This window comes from Acinetobacter sp. 742879, from assembly GCF_000588535.1.
Taxonomy (GTDB): Bacteria; Pseudomonadota; Gammaproteobacteria; order Pseudomonadales; family Moraxellaceae; genus Acinetobacter; species Acinetobacter pittii.
Genome location: NZ_JFYC01000001.1, coordinates 545,729 through 565,365 on the forward strand (window position 1 = coordinate 545,729; position 19,637 = coordinate 565,365).

The 19,637-nt window shown below is 36.1% G+C and carries 14 protein-coding genes and 2 pseudogenes; 8 read left to right on the forward strand and 8 right to left on the reverse strand.

Annotation, left to right across the window (positions count from 1 at the left end; translation table 11 throughout):
• Nucleotides 1-176: 176 nt before the first annotated feature.
• Nucleotides 177-2,048 carry a non-contractile tail sheath protein gene (locus J690_RS07375; RefSeq protein ID WP_032035094.1) on the forward strand — a complete coding sequence of 624 codons (1,872 nt, stop codon included), beginning with the start codon at nucleotides 177-179 and terminating at the stop codon, nucleotides 2,046-2,048.
• Between the two features lie 228 nt (nucleotides 2,049-2,276).
• The gene (locus tag J690_RS07380; RefSeq protein ID WP_014206736.1) at nucleotides 2,277-3,386 is read left to right on the forward strand and encodes an S-(hydroxymethyl)glutathione dehydrogenase/class III alcohol dehydrogenase; all 1,110 of its coding nucleotides are present in this window, start codon (nucleotides 2,277-2,279) and stop codon (nucleotides 3,384-3,386) included.
• 56 nt (nucleotides 3,387-3,442) lie between these two features.
• On the opposite strand, the pseudogene J690_RS0104055 reads toward J690_RS07380, so the two are convergent.
• From J690_RS0104055 to J690_RS0104060, 6 genes and pseudogenes are all read right to left on the reverse strand, one after another.
• A pseudogene (locus tag J690_RS0104055) lies at nucleotides 3,443-4,413 on the reverse strand (DUF4882 family protein).
• Nucleotides 4,414-4,525: 112 nt separating this feature from the next.
• Nucleotides 4,526-5,542, reverse strand: coding sequence for a fimbrial protein (locus tag J690_RS07385; protein WP_032035096.1), 1,017 nt, complete (start codon nucleotides 5,540-5,542; stop codon nucleotides 4,526-4,528).
• Complete coding sequence (locus J690_RS07390) at nucleotides 5,539-8,100, reverse strand: fimbria/pilus outer membrane usher protein (RefSeq protein ID WP_032035098.1); 2,562 nt, start codon at nucleotides 8,098-8,100, stop codon at nucleotides 5,539-5,541. Before J690_RS07390 ends, J690_RS07385 begins: the two co-directional genes overlap by 4 nt.
• 55 nt (nucleotides 8,101-8,155) lie before the next feature.
• A complete protein-coding gene (locus J690_RS07395; RefSeq protein ID WP_002113601.1) occupies nucleotides 8,156-8,890 on the reverse strand; it encodes a fimbrial biogenesis chaperone in 735 nt (244 codons plus the stop codon).
• Nucleotides 8,891-8,977: 87 nt separating this feature from the next.
• Nucleotides 8,978-9,511 carry a fimbrial protein gene (locus tag J690_RS07400; RefSeq protein ID WP_002113678.1) on the reverse strand — a complete coding sequence of 178 codons (534 nt, stop codon included), beginning with the start codon at nucleotides 9,509-9,511 and terminating at the stop codon, nucleotides 8,978-8,980.
• A gap of 480 nt (nucleotides 9,512-9,991) precedes the next feature.
• Nucleotides 9,992-10,282, reverse strand: a complete 291-nt coding sequence (locus J690_RS0104060) for a hypothetical protein (protein ID WP_032035099.1) — start codon at nucleotides 10,280-10,282, stop codon at nucleotides 9,992-9,994.
• 1,449 nt (nucleotides 10,283-11,731) lie between these two features.
• Here J690_RS0104060 and adeT1 point away from each other — a divergent pair.
• The gene (gene adeT1 / locus J690_RS07405) at nucleotides 11,732-12,727 is read left to right on the forward strand and encodes a putative multidrug efflux protein AdeT1 (protein ID WP_032035100.1); all 996 of its coding nucleotides are present in this window, start codon (nucleotides 11,732-11,734) and stop codon (nucleotides 12,725-12,727) included.
• A gap of 43 nt (nucleotides 12,728-12,770) precedes the next feature.
• Here adeT1 and J690_RS07410 read toward each other — a convergent pair whose 3' ends face one another.
• A complete protein-coding gene (locus J690_RS07410) occupies nucleotides 12,771-13,793 on the reverse strand; it encodes an AraC family transcriptional regulator (RefSeq protein ID WP_032035101.1) in 1,023 nt (340 codons plus the stop codon).
• Between the two features lie 190 nt (nucleotides 13,794-13,983).
• On the opposite strand from J690_RS07410, the gene J690_RS07415 reads away from it, so the two are divergent.
• From J690_RS07415 to J690_RS07425, 4 genes and pseudogenes are all read left to right on the forward strand, one after another.
• Nucleotides 13,984-14,904: an alpha/beta hydrolase gene (locus J690_RS07415; RefSeq protein WP_032035103.1), complete on the forward strand. Its 921-nt coding sequence runs from the start codon at nucleotides 13,984-13,986 to the stop codon at nucleotides 14,902-14,904.
• Between the two features lie 17 nt (nucleotides 14,905-14,921).
• Nucleotides 14,922-15,758 carry an SDR family NAD(P)-dependent oxidoreductase gene (locus J690_RS07420; RefSeq protein ID WP_032035105.1) on the forward strand — a complete coding sequence of 279 codons (837 nt, stop codon included), beginning with the start codon at nucleotides 14,922-14,924 and terminating at the stop codon, nucleotides 15,756-15,758.
• 129 nt (nucleotides 15,759-15,887) lie between these two features.
• A pseudogene (locus J690_RS0104065) lies at nucleotides 15,888-16,761 on the forward strand (alpha/beta hydrolase family protein).
• Nucleotides 16,762-16,951: 190 nt separating this feature from the next.
• Nucleotides 16,952-17,635, forward strand: a complete 684-nt coding sequence (locus J690_RS07425) for a hypothetical protein (RefSeq protein WP_032035106.1) — start codon at nucleotides 16,952-16,954, stop codon at nucleotides 17,633-17,635.
• 118 nt (nucleotides 17,636-17,753) lie between these two features.
• Here the strand turns inward: J690_RS07425 and J690_RS07430 are convergent, their stop codons facing one another.
• Nucleotides 17,754-18,302, reverse strand: coding sequence for a TetR/AcrR family transcriptional regulator (locus tag J690_RS07430; protein ID WP_032035108.1), 549 nt, complete (start codon nucleotides 18,300-18,302; stop codon nucleotides 17,754-17,756).
• Nucleotides 18,303-19,116: 814 nt separating this feature from the next.
• Here J690_RS07430 and J690_RS07435 point away from each other — a divergent pair.
• Nucleotides 19,117-19,557 (forward strand): HD domain-containing protein, encoded by a 441-nt coding sequence (locus J690_RS07435; protein WP_032035110.1) that lies wholly within the window; start codon nucleotides 19,117-19,119, stop codon nucleotides 19,555-19,557.
• The last annotated feature ends 80 nt before the right edge of the window (nucleotides 19,558-19,637 follow it).

Consider the following 19,637-nt stretch of genomic DNA (forward strand, 5'->3'; position numbering starts at 1 on the left):
CTCCTCAGTGTAAAAATATTTTAGAATAATATTAAGATTTCATGTTTAATTTTATTTTGAACTTTATGAAAAATATAAACTGTAAATAATTTAAACGTCATTGTGACTTATCTGAACAATAAAATAAGAATTATTATTTAATATAAAACCTCTTAATACATTAAGAGAATGTAGACATGATAAATAACTCACAGAATGTACAAAATAATACTAATACATCACCTCGCCCAATCACTCAAAATACACTTATTGATCGGTTTAGCCCTATTTATTGGAGAATAGACGGCCCGCAAACGATGTCTTTCGCCATTACGAACTATGGAAATGGTTTTGAAGCAACTTTTAGATCACGTATGACTAATGATTTGGTAGGAATTACTTGGGATTCTTATGACACTAAAGATCATAAATTTTTAGCGTATCAAACCAAATATAGCTATGCAGGGGTGGTTTGGGACTTCGATATTGAACTATCTGCCACGATGCCAGTGCTGAACAATCCAAGTTTAACGCCCACTTTAACGGTGTACTACAATGAAAATGGCGTAAATAAAATTGCATATATTGTTCTATTTAATTACGCAAATAATCCTTCCTCGCGAACGGCGCATATTCGTATTAATTGGGATACAGTAAAAGCAGGCTTCTCTGCTACAGATAGCTTTCCGGTAACCAATATTCAGCGAATCTCATTTTCTGGCTTTACCAGTGACTATAATGGCCAAACTGCTACACCTTTAAGTCAACCAAAAGATGGCTACATTCGCCTCACTAACTCCGTTGTAACTGGAACAAATGCAAAGTTAAATTTGAGCCGCGTAGTTGTGCCACAGCACAATTATGGCATCTGCACCAGCTATGATGACCACTATGACTTAAACCCGCAGCGCCTAGTCAACAATATGGTCGCTTTGGGATACCAAGGTTTCGTTAACCACTATTGTGGAATGTCGCATTATCCAGAAATGACATGGAAAAGCGATATTAATAAATGGCAAATACCTGATACGTTGGTGACAGGCGAGGCGGTCGTTAACTCATGTACGCGTAAATGGCATGAGAAATATGCCCAGGCTTTACATAACGCCAGTTTGCAACCCATTTTTGGGGTCAGCTTTGAAATGTATTCCTTGGGCGCCAATGAATATTGGGCACAGCGTGACTGGAACAGTAATTTAGGTAAAACAGGCTACCAACCACCGAGCTATTTTTTTAGTTTAAGTCATCAGAATGCTTTGGCATATCTACATAAAGTCTTTATTGAGTTCGCAGATACAATGGTAGTGGGTGGATGCGATGTAAATATGCAGATTGGTGAACCTTGGTGGTGGTATAACACTGACACCAATCTACCTTGTGTGTATGACTACCCAACAAAATTGGCTTTTAATGCAGATACAGGATTATATGCACCAGATTTGGGTACAATTTATGAGGCAATGAATAAAACAGGAACGCCTTATGATGAGTTTAAAACATGGCTTAGAAATAAATTAGGACAAACCTGTCAAAATATTCGTACCGTGATCAAAGCAAAATATTCCAGTGCCAAAGTTAGTCCGCTCATTTTCTTTCCTTCCATTCAGTCCCCAATTCAGACTTTAGCCACTTATATTAACTATCCAAGCCAACATTATTCATATCCTAATTTTGATTACATGATGACAGAAGCTTATGATTGGCTATTAGAAGCTCGCTTAGACTTGGCACATCAGGCAGTTTCCCAAATCCCTATACAAGGGTTAGGCTATCCTGCCAATAAAGTCATTTATTTATCTGGTTTTGTTCCCGATGCATCTATTGCCTATATTTATGGATTTGATAAAACCAAACCTTATCGAACACCTATTTGGCAACGAATTTTTGGTGACATGAAAAACAATGTTTCTTTAGGTTTAATGAAGCAATTTATCTGGGCATATCCACAAGTTATGTTTGATTCAATTACGATTGATACCACTCAAGCCCCAAATGGCTTCTTTGTTGAAAATACGCTTTATTCTCCAATTAGTGATAACACACCATATCCACCAGATATTTACCTCTAAGTAAAAATAAGCTGCTTATAAGCTAATGATTTGATAAGAAACCTCTTCAAGCAAGAGGTTTTCTTCTTTTTTAAATGTAGGCTTGCTTAGATGTATCTGACTGGCTATGCTGTGATGGATTGTCATGAAAGCCAATTTTAATTTAAGCAAAATTAAGCTCTTGTATTATCAATATATAATCTATTTTGCTCGACTATAAATACCGAATGATTTAAAGGAAACCCAAAGATGAAATCTCGTGCAGCTGTCGCCTTTGCCCCAGGAAAACCTTTAGAAATTGTTGAAGTTGATGTTGCACCACCTCAAGCGGGTGAAGTTTTAATAAAAATTACCCATACAGGGGTATGTCATACCGATGCTTTTACATTATCTGGCGATGACCCAGAAGGTGTTTTTCCTGCTATCTTAGGTCATGAAGGCGCAGGTGTTGTGGTTGAAGTAGGTGAGGGCGTAACAAGCGTTCAACCAGGTGATCACGTGATTCCACTTTACACGGCTGAATGTAAAGAATGCTTATTCTGTAAATCTGGAAAAACCAACTTGTGTGTTGCGGTACGTGCTACTCAAGGTAAAGGTGTAATGCCAGATGGCACCACACGTTTTTCATATAACGGCGAACCAATTTACCACTACATGGGCTGTTCAACCTTTAGTGAATATACCGTAGTTGCAGAAGTCTCTTTGGCTAAAATCAATCCTGAAGCGAATCACGAACAAGTTTGTTTACTTGGATGTGGTGTGACAACTGGTATTGGCGCCGTGCATAACACAGCAAAAGTACAAGAAGGTGATTCTGTTGCTGTATTTGGTCTAGGCGGTATTGGTTTAGCTGTTGTACAAGGCGCACGTCAAGCAAAAGCAGGACGCATTATTGTCGTAGATACCAACCCAGATAAATTTGAACTTGCTAAACAGTTTGGCGCTACAGATTTCTTAAATCCAAAAGATTATGACCAACCTATTCAGCAAGTGATTGTAGAAATGACAGGTTGGGGTGTAGATCATTCATTTGAATGTATTGGTAACGTTAATGTTATGCGCTCGGCTCTAGAGTGTGCACATCGTGGTTGGGGGCAATCTGTTATTATTGGTGTTGCTGGTGCAGGCCAAGAAATTTCGACACGCCCATTCCAGCTAGTGACGGGCCGTAAATGGTTAGGTACTGCGTTTGGTGGAGTAAAAGGTCGTACACAACTTCCTAAAATGGTCGAAGATGCTATGAAAGGTGAGATTCAACTTGAGCCTTTTGTAACACATACCATGCCTTTACAAGATATTAATACTGCTTTTGATTTAATGCATGAAGGTAAATCAATTCGTACTGTCATTCATTTCTAAATGGAATAAAGAAGGGCTGTAATTCAGCCCTTCTTTATGACTTATAGTTTTATATCTTAAATGGCATTACCACACATATCTGTTGTGCCTTGAGGGTAGCTAAACTGTAGCGCATTACGGTCAGTAATCAGTTCATTAGATAATTCTTGTCCAAATAATTGATTAGAGTATATTCCTATACTGCTTGAGACAGAAAAACGTATATTCTCTAGTGGAGCAGGTAAAGTAGATTGATACCCCTGATCAACACCATTTACTATCAAGCCAACCTGCTTAGTATTCTGATTAATATACATCCCTAATCTTTGGTATTCATTTGAATTATTTGTCATGTTTTGACCTTTATAATATGGATTGTTAGGCCCACTATTATCACTAAGTCGATAAGCTACATAATAGTTTAATCTAGCAGGATTCTCACCAAAATCTGGATCATACCCCCCATATCAAACCAATAGTTGGATCTAATTGTATAACCATTATTTGTTACCCCACTAAATCCAATGCTAGAGGAGTAATAAGTAGAATTTCCAAGTGATGAACTCCCAAGAGTGGATGTTGGAATTTTAAGTTCCATTTCAAATGCAATAATACTTGTGTGAGGTATCGTTAAATCACCAATTTCATTAACCGAATTCAGACTATCTACTTTACTTGTAGCTACATAATCTACGTAGCCATACTGACTTTCTGGCGTAGGTTCTACTTTAAAACCAAATTTTTGCTCATTTATCGAAGGGAATATTTTTTTAGGAAAATCAGGATGTTCATTATTCCATAGATCGAGATCTTCCTGAGTCACATCAAAATTGTATTGGCACACTGGGGCAGAATTAAGGGAATTTGTTTTTGCCAAAAGGGTTTGAGACGTTAATTTTTCATCCTTTGCAGTTGATGAAAATTTTTTAGATGCTACTTTTTGGCTTGACTCGCTATGCGTTACTGTATTGGTATTATCAGAAGATACTTCATACATGGCCCAGCATAATGTAATTGCACTAACAGCAAATATACCTATTTTTTTCATAAACATTCCTATCTAGTTAAGTATGAAATTCTTAGAAAGTAGTGTTAAAGTAAAATTTATTATTAATATTTAAATATTTGAAATTATTAGGTTTAAAAACTATTGAATATGATTAATCATATTCAATAGTTACAGTAGCCATGGCGCGAACTTTACCAGGTGTAACATTTGCTGCAGTTTGATAGTAACGCGCTGTTAAAGGAACATCATATTGAATGGTTTGATTTGATTTCACAGTTCCCAATTCTAGTTTATTACCTAAGTCAATAACTTGATTTTTATTTTGATAATTCCATATAAGTTGAACCCCAACACCATTTGCTTTAGTTGCATTTGGTTCAAGATTTTTTAAAACTTGGGTATTAGTACCGTCTTGTTGATAATCAAAACTCAAGCTAATGAGGTTTTTCTCTTCATAACCCGTTGGGTTGATACCACCATTACACAGAATATTGAGTTCAAAGGATTGATCTCCTTGAGTTGAACCAACACCTTTAAACCCAGCTTTTGTAACTGTTGGTAGCTGTACCTGCTTATTAATAGCACCACGCCATTCACAAGATGAAGAGGCAATAGTAATCGCATTAGCATTAACCGTACTGGTTAAAAAAGGTCGATCACTTCGGTTTCCGGCATAATAACTACTATAAACACCTGGGACTAAAGTTCCAGATCCAGTATTTTCAGCTGTTTTTACAATTTCTACAACAAAATAGCCTTCCGCAAGACGAAAGTTGGTTGATGGAACACGACGAGTATAAGGGTAATAACCAGAGAAATTTCCAGCATTAAACGCTTCTCGGTAGAGTCGGATACCTATCCCTGGAATATTAGTTGAATAGATGCTATCACCAAGTACGCTAAGTGGATAACTTTGTAATAACTTTGCCGTCAACATATCAGAAAGACTACAGGTATATGTAGTATAAGGATCTGGTCTGATCTCAAAAAGTGATTTAACCAAAACTTTACCTACAGGGTCACTCGGTCGAACTACAACTCGTCCAACTTGCATCGCAACATCAATTGTTCTGAAACCGGGACTAGTCGTACAGGCCGCTTGAGCACCTGTATTAATACAAAAACCTAATACAACTAAAGCACCACTATTTAAGAGTAATTTTTTCATTTGCAGACAGCCTCAGTCATTACCATGCTTTGTTGCTTATTTTGCAACTGATTACTGATGTTGTACTCAACCGAACAACGCTCATTGCTTTCGTCGCCCCATTTCACATATAGACGATCTTGAGCAAGTGGGGTACGTAAGTAAATCATACTACCTTGTGCAACAATACCTACAGCTTCATCTTTTTGATTAAAGACTTGAGCGCCAAACGGTAAACTGTTGCCATCAGCAGTTTTACTATTAATGTAGACTGCATAACCTGTCTTAGTCGCAAAATCCACTTTCGCAATTGCGCCAGCAAAAGGTGCGATACGTTGACTTGTTTCTTCAAGCTCTACTTGGCTCGACATTTCTTGTGGGTCAAGCGTAATATCGTTTAGGCGATAAGGTGTAACATACGGGATAACCGCATAACCAGCTTTATTTACGCTTAAACCAACGGTATTATTAACTTTTGCTCCAGCTGCATCAGGTGCATGTACAAGTACCATTGTTTGGCCTTGCTCAGGTCCAAATAAAATACCATCTGAATGTGCAACCACACTACCACTTAAGCTAACCATTGCTTGTTGGTAAGAGTCAGCAATACTATAAGAACCACCAACAGTTGCATAGTTCGTACGATAACGACCATTAGCGTTAAATGTTGGATTTGCATAGTCTTGATGTGAAACAGAGGCACCATAACTAAAGCGATCGCCAACCATTCCGCTTGCGCCAACAGTACGGCTATCTTCAGAAGCAGTAACGTTGACGTTGACTGAATTCTTTTTAAAGTTAATTGGGAATGAAAGCGTCATTAGATATTCAGTATCATGCGTCGCATCATTTGAACCGTACTCAACCTTACGGTTAATTGCAGATAAACCATAAGTTAAACCATGGTAGTTATTGCTATAACCAATTTGGTACTGTTTAGTACTTTCGCTACGGTTCCAATAGTCAACCCACGAACCTACTACATAGAAGTTACCCCAACCTTCAGGAAGTCCTTGGTTTAAAGTAATTTGGAATTCACTACGCTGGTGGCCCGCAGCCGCATAAGTGTTTACACCTTTTTCTTCTAAATCACGAATAAGTAGAGCATCACGTAATTTATAGAAGTTTTCTGTCGAGTAACGATATGCAGCAAGAGTTAAGTTTGTGTTAGTCGGAGAAATTAACTTACTATAGCTTAAACGGAAACTTTGCCCAGATTGTGATGACTGTTTTTCAAAGTCGGCTTCAGAGTGGGTCACATCTAACGCAACAGCACCAATTGGTGTAGCAAAAGCAGCACCTAACAATACAGCAGCATAATTTTCTGTAGCTTGTATGCCTGTATAACCTGTTAGGTAGTTGTTAATACCTTGTTGGTATTTACCCTGAACTACCCAAGGATTAAGGTCAATATCTTGATCTCGGAACTGACCTACAGTCAAAGAGTAACGGTTTACACCTGGACGCAACATTTGTACAACTGAAGCATATGGAACCGAAAATTTTTGTACTTGACCATTTGCTTCAATAATAGAAACTTCAATTTCCCCACCAAAACCAGTAGGGTAAAGGTCATTAATCTCAAAATTACCTGGTGCAACAGTTGTTTGATAGATAAGTTGGCCTTGTTGACGAACTTCAACTTTTGCATTGGTTTTTGCGTTACCACGAATACGCGGGGCGTAACCTAACATACTATTTGGTAGCATTCGGTCATCACTTGAGAAATCGATACCACGATAACCGATAGAGTCAAATACTTCGCCGTTTGTAAAACTATCACCTAGCGTTAAAACACCACGGTATTTAGGGAAGGCTCTTTGCAAGTATGTACTTGTTTCTTGATAATCTGATTTAGATTGGTTTTCAGCAGGTGTATCTTGCCACTGCCACTGGCCATTATGACGTAATTGCCAGCCAGCAATATTTAACCCAGCCGTAACGCCCATAAATGCGTTTGTTGTTTCACTTTGATCATTCGACTGATTAAATGTTTTATAGGCACTACCACTATAAGACAGAAAACCAGCATTAATACCGCGATCCCATACGCTTGGGTCGACATAGCCTTGCGCATTTTTTTGCAAAGCAACTTGCGGAATAGAAATATCTACACGTAAACGAGAGGTATCAAATTCATAGAATGCATTTTCAACCCACTCTTCAATTTTATAACAACTATTATTTTCTTTTTGAAGGGTAGTGTGTTTAGACAAAATGTCTTGTTTAACGCCGTACTCAAGCAGGTTCATCCCTGTAAAACAGGTTACTGCATTTTTATTAGGGTCTAAGGCTTTAAAGACCATACGACGTTTACCAAACCATTGACCGTTTACATATACGTCAACGTTATATTCGCCTGGTAAAACAGGGTTTCCATATTTAAAACGAGAAATATCAACTTTCTGAGCATCCCCAATTAAAAAAGCAGAATCAAATTCAGCCTCTACTGGAGCACTCGTAGTTGTTTCTTCAGCATGCACGAATACAGGCATTGTCATTGTGACAACACCAGAAGCCAAGTAGTAACAAATATGGCGTTTTAATAATTTATAAGATTCTTGCCTTTTTTTTGGCATAGCTAAGTCCGCCTACACATATAGGTGCTTAAATTTATTAAAAAGATAAATCTGATTACTGAAGTTTTATCGGGTGCTCAACGCGACCACCGTAGTCATTGACGTTAATAAAACTCATATCTTGAAGGTTGCCATTCTTAAGCTGAACTGACGCTTCAGAGAAAGGCTTAATCATTAGCCCCTGAGGTAATAAATCAACCTTTTTATCACCTGCCTTTTGGTAAACAGAAGTCATTGTGATATGAAAAGGGGTAGGATTCTTTACCGTTAAGCTTTGACCAGATTTAATCCATTGAAGCTTATCTGATGCTAAATTCGCATCTTCTTTAATCGATGAAGGACGATAGAAGAATTTAATACGTGAACGAATTGCAAGTTGTAAGAAATTATCAGGCGTCGTATCTTCACTTTTTGAAGTAGGTCTTGGTGGAATATCTAAAATATTCAACCACAGAACTGTTTCTTGCTTCTGATTTAACTGAGAAGCATTTGGTAAAGCTGTAATACGAAGAGTCTGACTTTTCGTTGCTTCAACACGAGAAATAGGAGGAGCAATCATAAAAGGAACTTTTGATTGGTCCGGTGTACTTTTTGGGTCACCTTCGTCAATCCAAGCTTGGACAAGTGCGGGCTTTGAACCGTTATTGCTAACTTGTAGCGTAACTTCTCTAGCATCTGACGGGTAAATTACACGAGTGCCATGAATTACAATTTCTGCTTGAGTAGCAGGTGCAATAACTGCTGAAGCAAATGCTAAACCTAACAAAAAATTATAACTGTTCAATTTCATTTTCGAGTTCTCAACCAAGAAAGATTCAGGAAAGCGTTACACAAAACAGGGGTTCCATGCGGACATAGAAACCCCGCTACCAATTAATTATTGATAGATAATTGTGTATTGAACAGAAGTAGTTACTTTACCAGCAGTAGAAGCGCCAGTTGCATAGTATTCAGCGTAGTAGTTAAGGTCAGCACCTGCGCCATCAGCTACGTCAACCCATTGAGAGTTAGCTTGAGCACCGTTTGCACCCGCAGCAAGTACTGGGATGAAGTTGTTGTTGCTACCTAAAAGTTGAACGTTAACGTTTTTAGCACCAGTAGCGTCTTGGTTAAGTAAACGACCAGTATTAAAGTCAACAGTTGCACCTGGTTCGAAGTAAGTAGCTACTTTACCTTGTGAACAGTTAGCTAGGTTGATTTGGAAAGGAGTACGACCAGCAACATCCCCAGCAACAGCTAAAGTTTGTTTAGAAACAGTTGGAAGAGTAACTGTGAAGTCTTTACCAGCAGGGGTAACGATGTCACAAGTTTTGTCTGTAACTAAACCATTAATTGTAATTGTACCATCAGCAGCTTGAGCATTAGCAATCCCTACAACCGAAAGAGCAGCGATCAAAGCAAGTTTTTTCATAGTGTTTTCTCAAAAGTCTGGATAAAAGTTTATTTCCTTACTTTTCCAGTGTTTGACATCTTGAAAAGTAATGCGGCGATCTTAACACTTATTAAACAAAATGCAAACTAGATCACATTATTTTTTCATAATTTTAATTCAACCACATTTATTATTTGAGATGTATAGCCGCTATCAATAGCCTATACCATTGTTTATGAACATTTTTTTGTTTTATAAAAAAGAAAAGCTATGAAAAGAAGCAAGTTACATAAGAACACGATGTAAATAAAAAAAGAATTAAACAAATTATGTGAAAAATAAGTTTAAATTCTTAGAATACAATTATATAGAATAAATTATGCATATGTATACAGAAAAAATATACAAATAGTCATTTTTTATGAAAAAAGAGTGACTCATCAATCAATTTATCAAAATATGCGATGAATTCGACAAATCACTCTTTCATCAAACTTACTGCAAAAATAAGTTTGGATATTAATGGTAATTAATAAGCACGACTTTGTGGTTAGAACTTATGCTCTCAATGCTTGTGTCCATTTTCTCAGTATGTTGAGCTAATTTAAAAAGACTATCTTTATTTAAATATTCACTATCAAGTTTAATATTTAAATTATTTACCTCAACACATTCTATCTCGCTATGTTCTCTTGAACATGTATCTTCAACAATATTTCCTCTTATCATTATTGTGTTACTTGCATAACAAAATAGTGGGGAAGAGGAAAGCACCATCAAAATAAGAAGTTTAAATATATTATTTTTCATTTTATATACCTATTTATAAAATAGTTTATATATATTTGATACCTTATTTTTAATTTAAAAACAATCATTAAGCTTTAAATAATAAAAAATTATTAATTTGTACGTGATATAAATCACATTAAACACTTTAAATAATGTAATAGTTAAAATTTCTAAAACCTTATTAATAACAAAACCCAAAAAATCAAATTAAGTTATTGTTATTTATAGAAATTAAAAAAATTATTAATAAAAAACAAACTAAAAATTAAAACAACATGATATACATTAAAATATTTAATAAAAATGCAATTTATTTATTTTAAATTTATGCTCCAAAATTACTACTGAGAAATAAAATATAGATTTTAATAAAAATGTGACTAAATATACATTATTTTAATAATATGTAATTAAATTTATTTTATATTGAGAATTTGATCACATCAGATTTAGTGAATTAAAGTTTACAGCACACTTTAAACGTTTTATTAAAATGGATTAGCGAAATGTAGTTCTAATTTCAAGGAGCTCTAGGTAGAGAAAAAGCTCAATAAAAATCAAACAAGCGATTATTAGCCAAACCTAATCATAATTTCTATTTAATTAGATTTTATGAATCCTATTTATTATCCATCAATAGCAACGTCAGAAGATGCTAGTGCTGAGCTAAAAGTACCGCAATAGCTAGAAAGAAATAAGCACTACAAACAAATGAACAAATGAACAAATGAACAAATGAACAAATGAACAAATGAAGGATAGCTGCCAAGCTATGGGTCAATAATAAATTATACAACTATTCGCATAATGTATATTATGTTAAATAAAAGATTTGGAAACCTACGATATATCAGACTTCGCTTCTCTATGTTGTTGTTGCTTCACTACTAATTCTTTACTGTGATGAATACTTAGCTTGGTTAACTGTATGTGTTGTTCTAGCAAATTACTAAACGCCTAAGCTGGTTCTATTGGATGTTTATGTATTAAACCCTATTTCTAATCTTAACCAGAATAATTTTCTAGACAACTTCCTGTAAGTTGTCATTACACTTTTATATTTACCCTAGTGAGCTGAGCTACTTACAAGATGTATTTGCGACTACTGGCTGCTATACAGATTTCTTTTTCTAAATCTCCTTTTAAGCCTCAAAACTTTTAGCCTGTTAAAATTAAAAAACCGAAACTCAAATTATTGCGTATATTATTGAAATTTAAATAAAATATATTAAAACCTCTTTGCATGCTTGAAAAAAAAGGTATAGTACGTGTATACAGCTGTTCTTTAAATTTAGCTCACTGGTAGATCTCAATTCATATACAACATAGCCATACAATTAAAAAAATAAGGTGCTAATTAAGGCTACCTTTTGACCTTTTCTCTTTAAATTCTTATTTAAATGTCATATCTAATCTAACCTAGATTTATAAAATAATTTTTATAATTTAAATAATGGATAATTAAATATGGATCGTTTTAAAACTATTTTACTTGTTGCAAGCACATGTTTAACAACAACTATTTATGCCAAACAACAAGTCGTTTGTGTGTATGACCCAATTGGTAAATCGGGAGATGCTTTCGCTTTAGCCAAAGATTATGCGCTTGAAGCTAAAAATTGGGGTGCTGATCTATCTTTAAAAGCATATGTAGATGAACGCATTGCGGCTGAAGATTTAAAAGTCGGTAAGTGTGATGGCGCTATTATTAGTGGTTTACGTGGCCGTCAGTTTAATAAATATACAGGATCTTTAGATGCAGTTGGGGCATTAACAAATATGAAAACGGCAATTAATGCCTATAAGCTATTGTCTTCACCAATGGCCGCAAAAAACATGGTGGTAGGCCCTTACGAAATTGCAGGTTTAGGGACTATTGGCCCTGCATATTTATTTGTAAATGATAGAAGTATCAATACACTCGCTAAAGCTGCCGGAAAAAAAATTGGGGTATTTAAATACGATGAGGCGCAACCAAAGCTTGTCCAACATGTTGGAGGTCAGGCTGTATCTGTAGACGTTACCAATGCCGGTGCGAAGTTTAATAACCATGAAATTGATATTGTGCCCGCTCCTATTGTGGCATTTAAACCTTTTGAACTACACAAAGGTTTAGGTGAGAAAGGCGCTATCGTTCGTTTTCCTTTGACTCAAATTTCTGCCAATTTCATTATTCGTAAAGACCAATTTCCAGCAGGTTTTGGGCAAAAGTCGCGGACTTGGGTAGCCAGCCAACTAAACAGAACGTTTAGCATTATTGCTAAATATGAAAGTGATATTCCTTCAAAATATTGGATGGATATTCCTAAAAATGAACAATTAAACTATATGAAAATGATGCGCGAGGCACGTATACAACTCACCAAGGCTGGTATTTATGATCCCAAAATGATGAACTTTTTGAAAAAAGTAAGATGTAAAGAAAACCCAAGTAATTTTGAATGTGCATTAAATGATGAATAAACACTCAAAACATATGCACATCTTATTTTAAGAAGTTCTACCCTCAGTTATTCATTTCCTCACGGGCTTGTTGTGGCGTTTTACCTGACCACTCTTTATAAGCCCGTGTAAATGGGCTGTGCTCGGCATAACCTAACAGTAAGGCTATTTCTACAATTTGTAGTCTTGGATCTTTTAAATACGACTTTGCTAATTCGTAACGGACAATATTTAATTCTTTCCGAAAATTCGTACCTGCATCGGTTAAACGGCGTTGCAAGGTTCTACGTGAATAATTTAATCGCTCTGCAAGTTGTTCAATAGTTGGTTCGCCTTGATGAAGTAAGTAAGCAATCTGTTTACGAACTTGATCTGTAATTTCATCAATATGTGGCAGACTTGCCAGTAACTTGTCGGCATGCTTTTCTAGTATGGCAACTAAAGCCGCGTCGGAGTTTTTAAGCGGTAGACTTAAGATTTCCTTATCGAAACGCATCAGTGCCACGGGTTGCTCAAAAAGCACAGGACAACCAAAATACTCCTCATAAGGCTGAACATTTTCAGGCCGTTCATGAATAAAATGTATTTCTTTAAGTCTTTCTTTTCCTCTAATGAGACTACGGCAAAACTGAACTATAACGGTACGGCCAGTTTCATCAGATAAGCCCCCGACTGTTTGATCGTCCGTGGTATCCCATGAAAGCTCTACATACTCTGGGTAAATATGTACAGATGCGGGTACCACGTCATATACGAGCCTTTGGTAGCGTTCAAATCTTTCTAAAACCGCTCCCAAATTTTCACACGCAAGAAATACAGAACCTAAAACGCCTAGATGTTGAGCTGTAATTGTTTGGCCCACATGTAAGCCAATGAAAGGGTCATTTAAATAATCTTTAGCGATAACAAGAAGACTTTCCCAATGATCAATATCTACGCCTTCCAAATGATTTGAATCTGCTTTAGGCCATGGTTCACCAAGAACCTTTTCTGGCTCATGTCCTAGCTTTTCGAGATATTCAAACAATAACTGAACATAGGTTTCAGGAATCCTTCTTCTATACAACGACTTATTCAATCCATTCATTTCGTATAGTTCTAATTTGGCGTCAAATATCAAGTAGTGTACTTAAAGCTTTTAAGCAAAAGCAAATAACTAAAACACCTGCTCAATCCAAATTTTGGCGCAAAGTGTCAAGTAATATGGCGGCTTTCATCAAGCCCTATCTCATTATTTTTCAGATGATAGAGTCATAGCAAATATTGAGAGAAACACGATGAATAAAAATCTAAAGAATGGGCCACAAACACCACTAGATGTTCAGTTTGATTCAAACGGCGTGAAATGCAGTGCCTATTTATATCGTCCAGCGGCCGAGGCTGCTACTCCAATGATTGTGATGGCGCACGGTCTGGGTGGTACTCGAAGAATGCGTTTAACAGCTTTTGCAGACCGTTTTGTGGCAGAGGGTTATGCTTGTTTAGTGTTTGATTATCGCTATTTTGGGAATAGCGAAGGTCAACCTCGACAATTACTAGACATAAAAAGTCAGCTTGAAGACTGGAAAGCAGCTATTGCCTATGCGCGTAGTCTACCAAATATTGATAAAAACAAGATTATTTTATGGGGAAGTTCTTTTTCTGGCGGTCATGTGTTGGCTACTGCCGCTCAGGATGCCAACATTTGCGCAGTAGTTTCACAATGTCCATTTACCGATGGCCTTTCTTCTAGTTTAGCCATGAGTCCTTTAACTTCAGCAAAACTTACGGCTTTGGCTGTGCGTGACCGTATTGGAGTGACATTAGGCAAACAACCACTTATGGTTAAACTTGCAGGACTAGAGCATGAAACGGCGTTAATGACTGCTCCAGATGCCTATTCAGGAATTATGTCCATAATTAAAGACGAACCTAACTACAAAAACTATGTGGCAGCACGTTTTACATTAGACATTATCCGTTATTACCCGGGACGTAAGACTCCAAAAATTAAAGCCCCAGTTCTATTTTGTATTTGTGAAACGGATACTGTTGCTCCTGCAAAAGCCACACTGCGTCATGCCAAGCGCACACCTCACAAAGAAATAAAAACCTATTCATACGGTCATTTTAACATTTACACAGGTCAAGCCTTTGAACATGTGGTGAAAGATCAAATTGATTTTCTTAAACGTACTGTTCCAGTAGCTCAAGCTTAAGTTAAAGGACTTTAAAAATGGCGAAGTATGAATTAAAAGATAAAGTTGTGGTAATTACAGGCTCAACAGGTGGTCTTGGTCTTGAGATTGCTCAGGCATTACAGGCCAAAGGTGCAAAACTCGCATTATTAGACTTAGACCTGAGCAAAGTTGAAAGTCTGGCAAAACAGCTAGGTGGAAAAAGCATTGCCGCAGGTTGGGTTGCCGATGTCCGTTCTTTGGAAAGCCTAGAAACTGCTATGGCAAATGCAGCTAAACACTTCGGTAAAATTGAGGTGGTAATTGCAAATGCAGGCATAGGCTCAACGGAAGCACTAGAACATATGACTCCTGAAACCTTTGAACGAACTATCGATATTAACCTGACTGGAGTATTTCGTACTTTCCGCGCAGCTATACCGTATGTAAAACAAACTCAGGGATATTTACTGGCAGTGTCTTCAATGGCGGCTTTCGTCCACTCCCCATTAAACACTCACTATACTTCGAGTAAAGCTGGCGTTTGGGCTTTATGCGATAGCCTTCGTCTGGAATTAAAATATTCAAATATAGGTGTTGGCAGCCTTCATCCAACTTTCTTTAAAACACCATTAATGGACACTATTCAAAATGACCCAGCGGGTAAAGCTGTATGGAAAGGTAACTCTGGTATTTGGAAGTATGTATCTATTGAAGAAGTTGTTTCGGGTGTAGTTGAGAGCATAGAACGGCGTAAAGATATGACGGTTGTACCTAAAGTAAATACTCCAATTGCCAAAGCACCAGCACTGTTTAGAAATGTGATTGAGTTTCTAGGGTTTAACCGTAAACAGCTTAAACAGACCATGCAATTGGCAGAGAAAAAGCATCATTAATTTTAGGTCTTTTAAGACACGGATGTTGTCGAGATATCCGTGTTTATTTAATTAAGAAATTTATATATTGATTTTAAATTTCAACAGATAGAAAATCACTCGCAATCATACATAACTATAAGAGTTCTTATGCTTCCTAAGCAGAAAAAGAATATAGCCCTTTCCTACATTCTTCCTTTAATTTTAGTTATTGGCTTTTATGCCTTTTTTCGTGTATCTATTCTTCCTTATATTTATACCCAGCAAGCACAGCATCAACTTTTAACAGCAAATAATCAAACAACTGAAATTTATTGGAAAGAGCCAGACCTCTTAGCCGATAAAAAGTATCCAGCAATTATCTTCTTACATGGTATTCAGAAAGACAAACAAGGTGCTAAAGCCTTTGTACGCTCAGGCTTGTTAAATGAATATGCTAAAAAGAACTTTTTTAGTTTTGCTGTATCTATGAGTGGATATGGTGAGTCATCTGGAAAATCAGATTTTTGTGGTAAAGCTTCACAAAACAATCTTGTACAAGCCATTAATTTTGCTCGATCGCAATCCAAACAAGGTTGCCGTAGTTGGGATTAGTTGTGGTGCGTCTATAGCGAATGTTGTAGCTAACTCTGCAAAGATAAATGCTTTAATTTTGGTATCTGGGTTTTATGACTTTAAAGGTATGTATGCCCAGTGGAGTTCTAACGCTAGAACACTACCATCAAATGTAATGAATGAAATAAACCAAACTATTGCTACAGATAAAAATATAGAAAAGGCGTCCGCTGCTAGATCATCATTACCAATTTCGTTTCAATATCCACCTACTCTTATATTAGTTGGCACTAAAGACCCTATTGTTGACCCAAAGCAAAGTATTCAGCTACATCAAGTACTTGATAGTAAAAGCATTCCAAACACTTTAGAACTTATTCAAGATGCTAAACATCCAGTGCCTGCTAATGTATGGAAAACTAAAAGTGATTCATTTTTAGAAAATACTTTGAATATAAAAATTAAGTGAGAAATGGGTTGTTCTGTAGATATCTTATATAAACCCTCAAACAAGCCTTTTATGTATTTAAAAAAGTAAAAGAAAAGTTATGCACCCAGACGGGGTACGTCAATTTGTGACGCAATACAGACCTTTCTATATGGATAATTTTTAATTTTTTTGTTTAGATAAAGGTCCATTAATAAATTGGAGATTACATATGGAGTGGGTTAAACTAATTGTTGAAGTCTTATTAAGTCTTGGCTTTTTAGGCACAGTTATTAAATGGTTTTTTTTACCAAGATTTCGTATTGAATTAAAAAAGAAAAATTTCAAAGAAGATAAGGTAGAGTTGGATAATTACTTGGATGCATGTGAAAAATTTAACCAAGGTGAAAATTCATTGCAACCTATCCAATTCCAATATATCACTAATCAATTTTTAGGAACCAATAGATATCACTATAGTTTGTTCAATAAAAGAATTAATAATCTATGGAATTTCAATAAGCTTTTTTCAGACTTAAATTTTAGTTATTTCTTTATCAAACAAAATATAGTAAATGATCAGGCATATTTAGAATATACTTTTAAAGAAAAAACAATTGAGAAAATCAAATCAACCGCAATAACAATACTTATTTTTGCGGTATTAGTTTATTTAGGTTTAATAATATTTGAAGTTTTTTTCCTTCAAGATTTAATTTTAAGTAAACGCATAGATAATAATGCATATTCATTTTATAAAATTCTTTCATGTGTAGTATATGTCGGTCTGATCTTAGGAGCATCATACTTTGGTGGTAAAGCAAGTACCGCTCTATATTTGAAAGATATTTTTGATATAAAGGATAAAAATATTAAACTTGAAAATCGCAGCTCAACAATACGTTTAGATAGTTAAATTATTCCAGCACTTCATTAGATAGCATTAATAGTGTTTAGTAATTGCATTAACTATTGATCAAAATTAAATTTGATCAATAGTTAATATTATAAAATCACAAAACCGAATTTCCCCCTCACCCCATCCCCCTCAAAAACACCTCAACCATTCTTTCATCAACCTCATCCGAGCTTAAACGCTGAATAATGGCACCTTCAATCATATATAGAAAGAGTTTGGCATCGGTAAAGGAAACATCGGAGTTAAGTGCTCTAAGTTGGCTATATATTTCGTTGGTGAGCCATGTTCTATATCTCACGGCGGTTGTGTACGCATTTGGGTAGTTATTTTTCGTTTCAAAAATGGCTTTAAATAACAGGTAATACAGCCCGTCTATGTCTGCGTGTAAATCATAGAGCTTTTTGAGTTTATCGGCTGCGCTGGGGTATTCGTCGTATTCGACCATAGACACTACTTTTTCTTGGAGACGTTCTTTTTGTACGACTAAGCAAATATCAATAAAGCGTTCTTTAGAGTGAAAGTAGCGATAAAACGTCATTTTAGTTATTTCGGACTCACTTGTAAGTCTGTCGATACCGACCAAATGAAACCCGTGGTAATGAAACAGCTCAATTGATTTATTTACGACGTTAAAAGCACGTGTTGGGAGAGTTAAATTTTGCATATTTTTACCGTTATAAAAAATTATTGTTGTATATAAATGAGATATAAAAGCCTTCCACTTTTCTAAAGGTGAAAAAAGGCGTAGCAAAGCCATAAAGACTGTGCCGAGCACATCTCAAGTTTTAGTTGTTGATGAAAGTTTTAAGTAATAACGAGCTAAAGCCTGAAAAAGCCTTACGGCGATCAAGCTGCGTTAAATGTTTTAAGCTGTGTTGTTATAGCTTTTGGCAAAGGTTGCCAAGAAATACTGGATGTGCAAAGCCAACTCCTTATATATGGAGTTCTGCCAGAGCATAAGATTTATGGTGGCAGAACGAAAGAGGGTTAGCAGACTGGTTAGACTCCAGCACACCCGAGGGTGTCCCTCTCCCGTCCTACCGCTACGGGAGGGAACTGGGAGTTTTCGCACAAAACTATTCCTCAGAAGAAATAATCCTGATGCGGTCTAATACGGTCTGCTAAAACCGGCTAGCGATGTAGGCCAGCCCGCAAATGGTAATCTTCAATATTTGAGGTGTCAATGTGAAATTGGCTAGAAATTATTTAAATAGTTATTATTTTTCATTTAATTAGATAATTAAGGAAACTCTTAAGTAATATTTACAATCATCTTTTATATCATTAAGTTAAAGTTTAAAATTTCAAAAACTTAAGGGCTGGTTTGGCTCACATCAGCAAAGAATAAATTAATAAAAGTGAGTGACTACTCTTATTAAGAAGTGTTTTTAACAGTCACTATTCAGTATAAAATTATGACCTAAGCGACCATCTTAAAATTAGGCCGCCTCATATACTTAAAGTGATAAGAGCAAAAAATGACTCAAAATCAAGTTGAACTCGCAGAGACATTGTCTAAAGAATCTCATCAAGGTCAAAAGTATGGCCCTCATGATTACTTTGAGTACCATATTAAAGGTGTGGTCAATTCATTAATCGAGCATCAATTTTCAGAAATCTACATTATTACCGCCCTTCTACACGATAGTGTTGAAGACACGCCTCTTACGCTAGACAAAATCGAAAGCTTATTTGGAAAAGAAATCCGCGATGCTGTAGATGCATTAACTAAACGAGAAGATGAAACACGCGAAGAATATTTATTCCGTTGTGGTTTAAATCCAATTGCTCGAGTGGTGAAACTTCATGATGCAGCCTTTAATGCGCATAACTCACATAAGGACAATAATCACTCACGTGTCGATTATTACCTTCAAACCATGTTAGCTGTCTCAACGGCGCAAGATAGGTTGGGCTAAAGGGTCAAATTCGCTAGGTTTATTAAATCCCAAACGAGTTATCTTGATTTTGTAACGCAATCAAAATCACCCTGAGAAAA